The sequence below is a fragment of the Bacteroides graminisolvens DSM 19988 = JCM 15093 genome (assembly GCF_000428125.1).
GTDB lineage: Bacteria > Bacteroidota > Bacteroidia > Bacteroidales > Bacteroidaceae > Bacteroides > Bacteroides graminisolvens.
In genome coordinates this window covers 939,551-952,402 of sequence record NZ_ATZI01000001.1, presented here as the reverse complement: position 1 = coordinate 952,402, position 12,852 = coordinate 939,551, and the positions used below count along the sequence as shown (strand labels likewise).

Genomic DNA, 12,852 nt, shown 5'->3' with positions numbered 1-12,852 from the left:
AGGTAATATAAAAAAAAAATCCGTTATTTGCGCCCTGATATGCTGTCGTGAAACAATATGTCTCCGACCCCGAACAGCAAATATAAGGATAGAACTATACAACAAGAAAATATAAAATGGAATTTTCAGCTAAGCAAATAGCAACATTTATACAGGGTGAAATTCTTGGCGACGAGAATGCAACCGTGCATACATTTGCTAAAATTGAAGAAGGAATACCGGGTGCCATTTCTTTTTTGGCTAACCCCAAATATACCTCTTATATATATACAACACAGTCAAGCATTGTGTTAGTAAACAAAGATTTCATCCCCGAACATGAGATAAAAGCTACCTTAATTAAGGTAGATAATGCCTATGAGAGTTTGGCAAAGCTACTTAACATGTATGAAATGAGCAAGCCCAAAAAACAAGGAATACATTCATTGGCATACGTATCATCAACAGCGCAGATAGGCAAAAACGTATACATTGGCCCCTTTGCCTATATTGGTGAAAATTGTATTGTGGGAGACGATACATTAATTTATCCACATGCATATCTTGGCGATGGAGTTACTGTAGGGAACCATTGTACTGTTTACTCCAACGTAAGCATATACCACGATTGTCGCATAGGTAATGCATGCATACTACACTCAGGAGTCGTTATTGGAGCCGACGGATTTGGCTTTGCCCCTACTCCCGATGGATATGAAAAAATCCCTCAAATAGGAATCGTCATTCTGGAAGATAGCGTAGAAATAGGTGCCAATACTTGTGTCGACAGGGCTACCATGGGAGCTACCGTCATTCGCAAAGGAGTCAAACTGGATAACTTAATACAGATTGCTCATAATGACGAGATTGGTTCACATACCGTGATGGCCGCGCAGGCTGGTATAGCCGGTTCAACCAAAGTGGGAGAATGGTGTATGATTGGCGGTCAAGTAGGACTTGCCGGACATGCCAAGATTGGCGATAAAGTAAGTATTGCTGCTCAATCGGGTATACCGGGAAATGTAGCGTCGGGTTCTCAGATAATGGGTTCGCCTGCATTTGATGCCAAAAAGTACTTCAAAGCATCTGTTGCATACAAGAAACTACCTGAAATGTATACAGAAGTCCATGCACTACGCAGAGAATTAGAAGAATTAAAACAACAATTAAATAAGTAAACGATGTTGAAACAAAAAACACTGAAAGATAGCTTTTCGCTAAGTGGAAAAGGTCTTCACACCGGGCTTGAACTCACCGTAACCTTCAACCCTGCTCCAGACAATCATGGGTACAAAATACAACGTGTTGATATGGAGGGGCAACCAATTATAGATGCTGTGGCTGATAATGTTGTGGAAACAACCCGAGGTACAGTATTGGCAAAAGGAGAAGCTAGAGTCAGCACAATAGAGCATGGTATGGCTGCCCTTTATGCTTTAGGCATAGATAACTGCTTGATCCAGGTGAACGGTCCTGAATTTCCTATTCTTGACGGAAGTGCACAATACTACGTACAAGAGATTGATCGCGTAGGAATAGAGGAACAGAATGCGGTGAAAGACTTCTACATCATTAAATCTAAAATAGAGTTCCGTGATGAAGCAACCGGCTCTTCCATCATTGTGCTACCCGATGAGAATTTTAGCTTGAATGTACTTGTTTCATATGATTCAACAATCATTCCTAATCAGTTTGCTACATTAGAAGACATGAGCAAATTCCCTACAGAAATAGCGGCAAGCCGCACTTTTGTTTTTGTTAGAGAAATTGAGCCGTTACTGTCTGCCGGACTGATTAAAGGTGGCGACTTAGATAACGCCATCGTTATCTACGAACGTAAAATGTCTCAGGAAAGTTATGACAAACTGGCCGACGTTATGGGTGTACCCCACATGGATGCCAGTGAGTTAGGATATATCAATCACAAACCACTTGTATGGGCTAATGAATGCGCCCGCCATAAGCTACTCGATGTAATTGGTGACTTGGCACTTATTGGTAAACCCATCAAGGGAAGGATTATTGCCACCCGCCCGGGACACACTGTAAACAACAAGTTTGCACGCCAAATGCGCAAAGAAATCCGCTTGCATGAAATACAGGCTCCAACCTATAATTGCAACGAAGCACCAGTTATGGATGTCAACCGCATACGCGAATTACTGCCCCACCGTTACCCATTCCAATTGGTAGATAAAGTAATCGAAATCGGAGCGAACTATATTGTTGGTGTAAAAGGAGTAACAGTTAACGAGCCCTTCTTCCAGGGACACTTCCCAGAAGAACCTGTTATGCCCGGTGTACTGCAGGTTGAGGCGATGGCGCAGGTTGGAGGACTTCTTGTTCTCAACTCGGTCGATGATCCCGATCGTTACTCTACTTACTTCATGAAGATTGACGGAGTTAAATTCCGCCAGAAAGTAGTTCCCGGTGATACGCTCATCTTCCGTGTTGAGCTTCTGTCACCTATCCGCAGAGGAATTTCTACCATGAAAGGATATGCTTTTGTAGGCGAAAAAGTGGTATGTGAAGCAGAGTTCATGGCACAAATAGTAAAAAACAAATAAAATTATAGCATGATAAGTCCCTTAGCGTATATTCATCCCGAAGCAAAAATCGGTGAAAACGTAGAGATTGGTCCTTTTGTATACGTTGACAAGAATGTGATTATTGGTGACAACAATAAGATTATGCCCAATGTGAACATCTTGTACGGATCTCGAATTGGTAGTGGTAACACCATATTTCCAGGTGCCGTCATTGGTGCAGTACCGCAAGACCTAAAGTTCAAAGGAGAAGAAACAACAGCAGAAATCGGTGACAACAACCTGATTAGAGAAAATGTAACAATCAACAGAGGTACAGCCGCTAAAGGCATTACCAAAGTAGGTAGTGGCAACCTCCTGATGGAAGGCGTACACGTAGCTCATGATGCACAAATCGGAAACGGATGCATTATCGGCAATGCAACTAAAATGGCTGGCGAAATTGTGATTGATGACCATGCCATCATTAGTGCAGCTATTTTAATGCACCAGTTCTGTCACGTAGGAGGTTATGTAATGGTACAAGGCGGAAGTCGCTTTAGCAAAGACATCCCACCCTACATCGTTGCCGGTCGTGATCCTATCGCTTACTGCGGAATTAATATCATTGGCCTTCGTCGCCGTGGTTTTTCAAACGAAATCATAGAGAACATCCACAATACTTACCGTATTATCTATCAAAGCGGTTTGAATATATCGGATGCACTTCAAAAGGTTGAAGCGGAAGTGGAAATGACACCCGAGATTCAATATATTGTTGATTTTGTACGTTCATCAGAAAGAGGAATTATCAAATAATAACAACTATGATATACAGATTTACCATAATATCCGATGAAGCCGATGACTTTGTCAGAGAAATACAGATTGATCCGGAAGCAACGTTTTTCGAATTGCATGAGGCCATACTGAAATCTGTTGATTATAAAGCAGATCAGATGACATCCTTCTTCATCTGTGATGATGATTGGGAAAAAGAAAAGGAAGTCACCCTTGAAGAAATGGATGATAACCCCGAAATCGACAGCTGGGTAATGAAAGAAACCCCGTTGAGTGAACTCATTGAAGATGAAAAGCAGAAACTTCTTTATGTATTCGATTACATGACAGAGCGTTGTTTCTTTATTGAACTTTCTGAAATCATCACAGGAAAAGAAATAAAAGCAGCCAAATGCACAAAGAAAGAAGGAAATCCTCCCAAACAAACGGTGGATTTTGAGGAAATGGCTCTCACCAACAGTTCTATGGACCTGGATGAAAACTTCTACGGTGACCAGGATTTTGACATTGATGAGTTTGATCCGGAAGGATTTGAAGGTTTGAACGGAGATACTGCCGGAGGTTCATTCGAAGAAGATCGTCTTTAATGGCAAAAAACCTGCTTGTTATAATAGGCCCTACAGGTGTCGGGAAAACAGAACTCAGTTTACGTATCGCTGAAAACTTCGGTACCGAAATTGTATCTGCAGATTCCCGGCAGCTGTACGCCAATCTCAAAATAGGTACAGCCGCCCCAACACCTGAGGAGCTGCAACGGGTTCCTCATCATTTTATAGGCACACTGCAATTAACAGACTACTACAGTGCCGCCCAATACGAAGAAGACGCTCTAAAATTACTTGATCATTTATTCCAAACAAAGGATGTAGTCATTCTGACAGGAGGCTCCATGATGTACGTTGATGCCGTTTGCAAAGGTATCGATGACATCCCCACTGTAGATGAAGAAACCCGCAAGACTTTGCTTGAACGATATGAAAAAGAAGGCTTGGAGCAATTGTGCGCCGAGTTAAAATTGCTTGATCCCGATTATTATAAGATTGTAGACCTTAAGAACCACAAGCGCGTTATTCATGCGTTGGAGATATGCTATATGACCGGAAAAACATATACCTCATTCCGCACACAAGAAAAGAAAACACGTCCTTTCCGCATGATAAAGATTGGGCTGACCCGCGATCGTGAAGAACTTTACGCCCGTATCAACCAACGTGTCGACATCATGATGGAACAAGGACTGCTTGATGAAGTCAAACAAGTATACCCCTACCGACAACTTAATTCACTGAACACCGTAGGATACAAAGAGCTATTCAATTACCTTGACGGTGAATGGGCACTCCCTTTTGCCATAGATAAAATCAAGCAAAACTCACGAATCTATTCACGCAAACAGATGACCTGGTTTAAACGCGACGAAGAAATACGCTGGTTTCACCCGAATCAGGAAGAAGACATCCTGACTTACATCAAACAGAAGATTCAATTATAAATCAAACAACTCCTTGTATTTGAGTGCAATAAAATCATCGAGCTCCCTGTACAAGAGAGCCTGATCCGCTGTATCAACGAATCCGTTTTTGCGCCAACCTTCGAGTTTGGTTGCCACCCGTTGAAAAACAGCATCCTCAACTGGCTCCAACAACTGCATATATCCCTTGCCTGCCTTGTTAAAAATCAGTTCCCAATTAAAATAACGTTCGCTTCCCAGACCCTGAGTATATGAAAAAGCCCGATCCCTCAGTGTAACCGCCCTGTCACACAAAGGCGACAGTTTCGTTCCGGCATTACGAGCCAGCAAAGCAGGCAACTGCTCAGAAGCACCTTTTACCCAAACCGGTACCACAACACTAGCCGGCGGATACCCTAAAACCGTCCACATGGTAGTAAGCTCCGCATTCTCGCCAACCTTCACACCTTGAACAACCACCGAACAAGAAGTACTTTTACGTGCAATAAAGTCCTGATCAACAAACCACCCTGAAGTCTTAGGACGGTTAAAATCTCCACTTTTGAGATCAATGCCAAGCAATGAATTAGTAAACGAACGAGCTAATTCTTTAAATATCCACGAAGGCGTTATCTGTTTCGTTGCCGAAGCCGGCATTAATATCTTATCTTCCTGCATGTAACGAACATACCCAGCACCGTTGTTCACCTCGCCGGCAAATGAGAAATTGGTTCGTGCTATGTATCCGTAAGGCGCGTCCTTGGGATTATTCACATCATACATCGTATATTTGTAGTACCCCGTTTCAAACATAGCCGCCCCCCCTTTGGCGTCAATCACCCCAAAATTAGCTTCCGTAAGTGAAGGCTTCTTGATTGAGTCAAGGAAATGTTTAAAATCCTCTACTGTAGCACATACCTCCAATGCCAGTTTCATGATCCGGCCGTTGTCCGATCCTCTATCCTCCCCCTTCTTAACCTTTTCCAGATTGTACGACTGAGTGTTCATAATAGAAAAGCCAGCAGAATTGGTACCAATCCATATATCCCTGGGATTCTTTTCATTGCTGTTTATAATTGCAACAAAAGAGAAACGTTTCCCCGAAAAATACATCACACTGTTTTGTGCCGTATCCGTATCCCTTTGTTTCCACAACAGCGGTCGCCCGTCGGGAGTAATCTTACCGGATATAACAGCCGATGTACATGCCCACGTGTGATTGCATACAAAAGCCAGCAAAATGAAAAAAGCCACAAACAAATTCCGTTTCATAAATAAGCATTTTTAAAAATTAAACGTAGCAGGAAAATTTATTTAAGAAGTCCGGTTACCACCCAGCAGGCAACATCGTTCATCACATAAGCAGGAATAGAATCAGGCTTCATGTATTCGCCGGGCGTTGATTTTCCTACGCCACGCTGGTATAAGTGATTCAGTTCAGGATACGATTTCAGGAAAACATTCCTTCTTTTCTGCAAGGCCGACTTCCATAATGAAAAGTCGTTCATAGTAACCTGATAGTCGCGCTCACCTTGCAACAACAACATCCTTAACCGCAATTTGGCAACCGTTTTAAGCGGATTATAATTGTGAGCAAACACCCAATAACTTTCAGACGCATTCATGGGGCCTCCCAACTCAACATTAAACTTTCTGGTACCCGCCACTTTCACATTATCAACCTGCTTCTTCAGCTGTTGCAGCTTATCAGCCCCGTATTGATCATTCCCCGGCAAAGTCGATAAATAAGTGACCTGTTCCCAAATTAAATCCTCCATCGGACGGGCGGCTGCCGAAAGCATGATAACGCCCGCCAACCGATTGTGAGCTTGTTGAGCAATTAACGGAGCCAAAGTAGCCCCCAGACTATGTCCCAGAATATATACCTTTGTCGAATCAACCGACGCATGCCCTCGTACCCAATCGATAGCCGCCAAAGCATCCTCCACCGTTTCATCCATGAAAGTACCCTTTCCCGCAACCGATTCCCAAGAAGAAGGATAAACCAATGTACGCTTATCGTAGCGCAGCACCGCCACTCCCCTTAACGCCAACTCATGCGCTAACTCCCTGAATGGTTTATTGGGACCTATCGATTCATCCCGATCATTCTGTCCTGAGCCATGCACTAAAATCACCACAGGCACCTTCTTGCCCGCTTTAGGCAAAGTCAACACAGCAGGCAACTTATACTTTCCGGAAATCAGTTCGAAAGAAGACTCCGCCATCTTATCATTGTTGAACAGATTATCGGTAGTGGATTTAGCAGCCGGAGTAGCCGGAACAAACCGAACCGTATTAACCCTACCGTCCTTGTTGAAAACGGTAAAAAATCGCAGAGCCGAACGTTCAAACCGCACATCACAATAATAAACCGTCATGTCGCCGTTCGTGGAAGTGCCCCAAGGACCTTTTGATTGAAACGATCCAAATTGCGCCTCCAGCTGTTTAGGTGTTTCACTAAATACAGCCGGTGCAATTTTAGAACGAATATCTTCCGTCAGACGAACATGCACACTATCCCCTTTGCCATCCATCAAAAAGCGAAACAATTCCTCAGCCTTGGCCTTTCCATCCTGAGCCATGACACAGCCACAACCTCCAATCAGCAAAGCAACCGAGAGCAGCAACCTAAACAAATAGTTTTTTTTCATATACGTCAGAGATTAAACTTAACACCAGAGAAATACAAATATAGAAAAATCAACCAAGAGCCTGCTTTATATCTTCTAATAAATCATCCGGACACTCAAGTCCCACAGAAAGACGAATCGTTTTATCGCTTACATCCATGCTCAGACGTTGTTCGGGCGAGAACGAACCATAAATAGTACTAGCCGGATGAATGGCCAAGGTTTTGTTATCGAATAAGTTCGTTGCCCGGCGAATCAGCTTCAACCGATTCATGAAACGAAAGCAATCCTCACGTGAAGCCAGATCGAACGTAAGCATCGCCCCCGGTAAGCTACCAAACTGCTCTTTGCTGATCAGATAAAAAGGATTCGACTCCAATCCCGTATAGTTAACCGACTCAATACCGTCCAAATCTTGCAAGCCGCGGGCTAGTTGCAAACAAGAACCAGCCTGTCTGGCATACCGCACCTCCATTGTTTCCAATCCCAGCGTTTGCATGTAAGCCACCTGCGGAGTCATATAAGCCCCCAAATTCCGGTGAATTTCCTTTCTTAATTTCGTAGCAAAAGCCGCCTTACCAAAATCACGGCTCATGCCCGCCAATTTCTGCGAACGGCTCCAATCAAATGAGCCATAATCAACAATTAGTCCACCGATGCTGGTCGCCCCACCCGAAATATACTTCGTGCTCGACACAATTTCAATATCTACCCCAAACTTATCGGCCTGAAACACATGAAAAGGCACAACCGTTGTGTCGGCAATCAACGGCACCCCTTTCTCGTGAGCAATGGCAGCCAACTTCTTCAAATCCGCCACTTCCAGTTGAGGATTGGTAATCACCTCCAAAAAAAGAGCACAAGTATGTTCATCTACCTGTGCCCGTACCTCGTCCATATTCGTTAAATCACAACAACGGCATTCTACGCCAAATGCAGCCAATGTATTCTTCAAAAAAGAATACGTATTGCCAAACAAGTGAGACGAAGTAACCACATTGCTTCCTGCATAAGCCACCGTAATAAGCGCATTACTGATGGCTGCCATGCCCGAATTCAGAGCCGTGACCCCTAAAGCCCCCGTTACGCTGCGTATGCAATTCTCAAAATGTTGTACTGTAGGGTTTGTGATGCGTGAATAAGCATGATCTGCCGTACGGCCACAAAAAGCAGCCTCCATAGCCTCAGCTGTTTCAAACTCATAAGCCGCCGTGTTATAAACCGGCATAGCCAATGCTCCATACACATCCTCCCTTTCATAAGAAGTATGTAAAACCCGTGTTTCAAAACCTTGTTTCTTCATTCCGTATAATCATTATTTTTGTCGTTCGTTACAAGCTTTTTCCAATTGTTCCAAAGCCTTCTGCAGCACACTGCGTGGCGTTGCCACATTCAGCCGCATAAAACCGGTACCCTCCTTACCAAATATAGCCCCATCGTTCAATGCCAAATGCGCTCCCTCCACAAAGAGAGAGACTAATTCAGGTTGCGACAAACCCAGTTCCCTGCAATCCAGAAAAACCAGGTAAGAAGCCTGTGGTAATATGGCTTTAATAGCCGGAATACGCTCTTTCAGAAAACGATCCGTGAAGTCAATATTACCCTGAATGTAAGCAATCACCTGGTCAAGCCATTCCGTACCGTTACTGTAAGCCGCCGCCACCCCGATAAAAGAAAACACATTCCCTTCAGCATACTCGCTGCCATTGATGTAAGCCGTAAATGTGCGACGTATCGATTCATTTTCGATAATACAATAAGAGCTTGCCATGCCCGGCATGTTGAACGCCTTACTGGGCGACATAAAGACAATGGAATTGCGCCTTGCCTCCTCAGAAACAGTAGCAAAAGAACAATGCTTGTTGGGAGGTAACGTCAGGTCGGCATGAATTTCATCAGACACCACAATGGTACCGTTTTCATCACAGATGCGGGCCACCTCAATTAATTCCTCTTTTGTCCACACCCTGCCTCCGGGATTGTGCGGGTTGCAAAGAATGAACAGTTTGCACCCCTTTACATCCTCTTTGAAACGCTCCATATCCATACGGAACTGACCGTTTTCAAGCACCAGCGGATTGTACACCACCTCACGGTTATTGTGCTGTGTGATCAGAAAAAACGGATGATACACCGGGGGTTGCACCATCACCTTGTCGCCGGGGCGAGTCAGACTCTGAATCAACATAGCCAATCCCGGCACAATGCCCGGTGTAAAGTTCATCATTTCGCGGGAAACCTTCCAGCCATAACGCTGATTAACCCAATTTATAATGGAATCATACCAGCTATCCGGTTTTACCGTGTAGCCTAATATTTCATTTTCCAGTCTGTCACGCAAAGCTTTGATTATAAACGGAGGCGTACGAAAGTCCATATCCGCCACCCATAAGGGAATCAAATCCGTTCTTCCCCAACGAGGTTGCAATGCCTCCAGCTTCAGCGCATCCGTGTTGCGACGATCAATCACCTCATCAAAATTATATATCATATCCTTATTCTTTTAAAGATTACATTCACAAAGGTAAGATTCATCTCGTTGATAATAAAAACAAATGTTATTTTTTAGACTAAAAAGCCATAAAAATACCATATCTATGGTACTAAGTTCGTATTTTTGCAACAAACGAAAAAGAATAATAATTATGATAAAAGCCCTGTTTTTTGATATCGACGGGACACTTGTTAGTTTTAACACCCATACCATACCGCAATCTACCCTCAACGCCATAGCCGAACTCAGAAAGAAAGGAATCAAACTGTTCATCTCCACCGGCCGCCCCCGGGTAGCTATTAACAATCTGGGCAACCTACAGTTTGACGGTTACATAACCATGAACGGAAGTTATTGCTTTGGCGAAAACGATGAGGTCATTTACAAAAGCCCCATTCCGAAAAGCGATGTAGAAACGATGCTCGGCATACTGAAAAAAGAGAGAAACTGTCCGTGTGTTATTGTGCACGAGAAAGAAATGTCTTTTTGCAATCCCAATGCACAGACGGCATCCTTCATACAAATGTTGAAGTTTCCCGATGTGCCCGAAATCAGTGTGGAAGATGCCGGTAAAAAAGAAATCTTCCAATTATCACCCTTCTTCACGTTGGAAGAGGAAGAAAAATACCTGCCCCTCATGCCCCATTGTGAGTCGAGCCGCTGGTATCCTACCTTTACCGACATCGTTTGTAAAGGCAACAGCAAACAACTCGGCATGGATAAAATCATGGAACGTTTCGGCTTCACGTTAGAAGAAACCATGGCCTTCGGAGACGGAGGAAATGACATCAGCATGCTTCGCCATGCCGGTATCGGAATAGCGATGGGCAACGCCAACGATACCGTAAAAGCCTCGGCCAACTACGTAACCGATTCTGTTGACGAAGACGGCATCTGGAACGCATTGAAACATTTCAACTTAATATAAAAATATCATGGCAGATAACTTAACAGTCGACACCCAAAACCAAGAATTTCAGGACGCACTGAATTTGATTCAGTACACCCGCCAGTCGGTATTCCTTACCGGTAAGGCAGGTACGGGTAAGTCGACTTTCCTAAAATACATCTGCCAAAACACAAAGAAGAAGCACATTGTGTTGGCTCCTACGGGTATTGCCGCCATCAATGCAGGCGGAAGCACCATGCACAGCTTCTTCAAACTACCTTTTTACCCGTTGCTGCCCGACGATCCGAACCTCAGTTTACAGAAAGGACGCATACACGAATTTTTCAAATACGCCAAGCCTCACCGCAAGCTCATTGAACAAGTTGAACTAGTTATTATCGACGAGATTTCCATGGTACGCGCAGATACGATTGATGCCATCGACCGTATTTTGCGGGTATATTCACACAACTTGCGCGAACCCTTTGGCGGCAAACAGATTCTTTTGGTGGGCGATGTGTTTCAGCTGGAGCCCGTAGTTAAAAACGATGAACGCGAAATCATCAACCGTTTCTACCCCACTCCCTATTTCTTCTCGGCACGCGTATTTGCAGAAATAGACCTCGTATCCATTGAGTTGAAGAAGGTGTACCGGCAAACCGACAAAGTTTTTGTGAGCGTATTGGATCACATCCGCACCAATACCGCAGGAGCGGCCGACCTCCAACTACTCAACACGCGTTACGGCACAAGCCTCAAGCAATCAGAAGAAGACATGTACATCACACTCGCCACCCGTCGTGACAGTGTGGACTTCATCAACGATAAAAAACTAGCCGAACTGCCCGGAGATCCCATCACATTCCCCGGCGAAATAACCGGCGAGTTCCCTGAAAGCAGTCTGCCTACCCCCAAAGATCTGGTCCTGAAGCCCGGAGCACAGATCATCTTCATTAAAAACGATTACGAAAAGCGCTGGGTCAACGGTACCATCGGTGTAGTGAGCGGCATTGACGAAGAAGGAACCATTTACGTTTTAACGGATGACGGTAAAGAGTGCGATGTGAAGAAAGACTCGTGGCGAAACATACGTTACCGGTACAACGAAGAAAAGAAACAAATTGAAGAAGAAGAACTGGGAGTATTTGTACAATACCCTATCCGTTTGGCTTGGGCCATCACCGTACATAAAAGTCAGGGCCTTACCTTCAGCCGGGTAGTGATTGACTTTACCGGAGGCGTGTTTGCTGGCGGACAAGCCTACGTGGCACTCAGCCGTTGTACTTCACTGGAAGGTATACAATTGAAGAAGCAAATCAGTAGGGCCGACATCTTTGTGCGCCCCGAGATAGTGAGTTTCTCGGAACGGTTCAACAACCGCGTAGCCATAGACAAAGCCTTGAAGCAAGCTCAGGCCGACGTGCAATATGTAGAGTCGGTGAAAGCTTTCGATGCAGGAAACTTTGCCGCATTTCTAGAGCAATTCTTCAAAGCCATCCATTCTCGTTATGACATTGAAAAGCCTGTTATTCAACGTTTCATCCGCAAGAAGCTGAACATCATCAACCAGCTTCGCGCCGAAAACAAAGAATTGAAGGAGCAGATGGCGCAACAAAAGCAACGGCTGCGCAAGTATGCACAAGAGTACTACCAGATGGGAAATGAATGCATCACCGTGGCTCATGACAATCGCGCCGCATTGGCTAATTACGACAAAGCCCTCGATCTGTACCCCGAATATGTTGATGCATGGGTGCGCAAGGGAATCACTCTTAGCAACGAAGGCAAATACGGCGAAGCAGAAAATTGTTTCAATACTGCCATCAAGCTATCACCAATTGATTTCAAAGCCTTTTATAACAGAGGAAAGTTACGCCTGAAAACAGAAAATAACGACGGCGCTTTGGCCGACCTCGACAAAGCCACCACACTAAAGCCCGAACATCCCGGTGCTCACGAACTCTTTGGCGATGCCTTACTTAAAGCAGGGAAAGAAGATCTTGCCAGTTTGCAATGGCGATTGGCGGAAGAATTAAAGAAAAAGAAGAAGAAAAAATAGCTCCCTTTGAGTAACTAATCTT

The 12,852-nt window shown here is 44.3% G+C and carries 11 protein-coding genes; 7 read left to right on the top strand and 4 right to left on the bottom strand.

The genetic code is table 11. The features are described 5' to 3' along the window. Positions 1 to 116: 116 nt before the first annotated feature. The 5 genes from lpxD to miaA are packed head-to-tail and all read left to right on the top strand — an operon-like array spanning position 117 to position 4,797. Entirely contained in the window at positions 117 to 1,157 is a 1,041-nt protein-coding gene (lpxD, locus tag C511_RS0103885; protein WP_024996301.1) for a UDP-3-O-(3-hydroxymyristoyl)glucosamine N-acyltransferase, read from the top strand. A 3-nt stretch (positions 1,158 to 1,160) separates the two neighbouring features. Then, positions 1,161 to 2,546, top strand: coding sequence for a bifunctional UDP-3-O-[3-hydroxymyristoyl] N-acetylglucosamine deacetylase/3-hydroxyacyl-ACP dehydratase (locus C511_RS0103880; protein WP_027317848.1), 1,386 nt, complete (start codon positions 1,161 to 1,163; stop codon positions 2,544 to 2,546). A gap of 9 nt (positions 2,547 to 2,555) precedes the next feature. Continuing rightward, entirely contained in the window at positions 2,556 to 3,323 is a 768-nt protein-coding gene (gene lpxA / locus C511_RS0103875; RefSeq protein WP_027317847.1) for an acyl-ACP--UDP-N-acetylglucosamine O-acyltransferase, read from the top strand. Positions 3,324 to 3,331: 8 nt separating this feature from the next. Then, on the top strand, positions 3,332 to 3,892 hold the full coding sequence (locus C511_RS0103870; protein ID WP_024996302.1) for an IS1096 element passenger TnpR family protein: 561 nt from the start codon (positions 3,332 to 3,334) through the stop codon (positions 3,890 to 3,892). Continuing rightward, entirely contained in the window at positions 3,892 to 4,797 is a 906-nt protein-coding gene (gene miaA, locus C511_RS0103865) for a tRNA (adenosine(37)-N6)-dimethylallyltransferase MiaA (protein ID WP_024996303.1), read from the top strand. The genes C511_RS0103870 and miaA overlap by 1 nt, the downstream gene beginning before the upstream one ends. Here the strand turns inward: miaA and C511_RS0103860 are convergent. The 4 genes from C511_RS0103860 to C511_RS0103845 are packed head-to-tail and all read right to left on the bottom strand — an operon-like array spanning position 4,792 to position 9,879. Further along, entirely contained in the window at positions 4,792 to 6,027 is a 1,236-nt protein-coding gene (locus C511_RS0103860) for a carcinine hydrolase/isopenicillin-N N-acyltransferase family protein (RefSeq protein WP_024996304.1), read from the bottom strand. The genes miaA and C511_RS0103860 overlap by 6 nt on opposite strands. A gap of 38 nt (positions 6,028 to 6,065) precedes the next feature. Further along, on the bottom strand, positions 6,066 to 7,409 hold the full coding sequence (locus C511_RS0103855) for an alpha/beta fold hydrolase (RefSeq protein WP_024996305.1): 1,344 nt from the start codon (positions 7,407 to 7,409) through the stop codon (positions 6,066 to 6,068). A gap of 49 nt (positions 7,410 to 7,458) precedes the next feature. Beyond that, positions 7,459 to 8,691 carry a PLP-dependent transferase gene (locus tag C511_RS0103850; RefSeq protein ID WP_027317845.1) on the bottom strand — a complete coding sequence of 411 codons (1,233 nt, stop codon included), beginning with the start codon at positions 8,689 to 8,691 and terminating at the stop codon, positions 7,459 to 7,461. Between the two features lie 12 nt (positions 8,692 to 8,703). Continuing rightward, the gene (locus C511_RS0103845; RefSeq protein WP_024996306.1) at positions 8,704 to 9,879 is read right to left on the bottom strand and encodes a MalY/PatB family protein; all 1,176 of its coding nucleotides are present in this window, start codon (positions 9,877 to 9,879) and stop codon (positions 8,704 to 8,706) included. A gap of 154 nt (positions 9,880 to 10,033) precedes the next feature. On the opposite strand from C511_RS0103845, the gene C511_RS0103840 reads away from it, so the two are divergent. Together C511_RS0103840 and C511_RS0103835 are read left to right on the top strand one after the other, a co-directional pair. After that, positions 10,034 to 10,810, top strand: a complete 777-nt coding sequence (locus C511_RS0103840) for a Cof-type HAD-IIB family hydrolase (protein ID WP_024996307.1) — start codon at positions 10,034 to 10,036, stop codon at positions 10,808 to 10,810. 7 nt (positions 10,811 to 10,817) lie between these two features. After that, a complete protein-coding gene (locus C511_RS0103835; RefSeq protein WP_024996308.1) occupies positions 10,818 to 12,830 on the top strand; it encodes a tetratricopeptide repeat protein in 2,013 nt (670 codons plus the stop codon). The last annotated feature ends 22 nt before the right edge of the window (positions 12,831 to 12,852 follow it).

Coding starts and splice junctions, on each gene's coding strand:
- C511_RS0103880 (WP_027317848.1), top strand. CDS start 1,161: ATGTTGAAACAAAAAACACTGAAAGATAGCTTTTCGCTAAGTGGAAAA.
- C511_RS0103860 (WP_024996304.1), bottom strand. CDS start 6,027: ATGAAACGGAATTTGTTTGTGGCTTTTTTCATTTTGCTGGCTTTTGTA.
- C511_RS0103855 (WP_024996305.1), bottom strand. CDS start 7,409: ATGAAAAAAAACTATTTGTTTAGGTTGCTGCTCTCGGTTGCTTTGCTG.
- lpxD (WP_024996301.1), top strand. CDS start 117: ATGGAATTTTCAGCTAAGCAAATAGCAACATTTATACAGGGTGAAATT.
- C511_RS0103835 (WP_024996308.1), top strand. CDS start 10,818: ATGGCAGATAACTTAACAGTCGACACCCAAAACCAAGAATTTCAGGAC.
- C511_RS0103845 (WP_024996306.1), bottom strand. CDS start 9,879: ATGATATATAATTTTGATGAGGTGATTGATCGTCGCAACACGGATGCG.
- C511_RS0103840 (WP_024996307.1), top strand. CDS start 10,034: ATGATAAAAGCCCTGTTTTTTGATATCGACGGGACACTTGTTAGTTTT.
- C511_RS0103870 (WP_024996302.1), top strand. CDS start 3,332: ATGATATACAGATTTACCATAATATCCGATGAAGCCGATGACTTTGTC.
- C511_RS0103850 (WP_027317845.1), bottom strand. CDS start 8,691: ATGAAGAAACAAGGTTTTGAAACACGGGTTTTACATACTTCTTATGAA.
- lpxA (WP_027317847.1), top strand. CDS start 2,556: ATGATAAGTCCCTTAGCGTATATTCATCCCGAAGCAAAAATCGGTGAA.
- miaA (WP_024996303.1), top strand. CDS start 3,892: ATGGCAAAAAACCTGCTTGTTATAATAGGCCCTACAGGTGTCGGGAAA.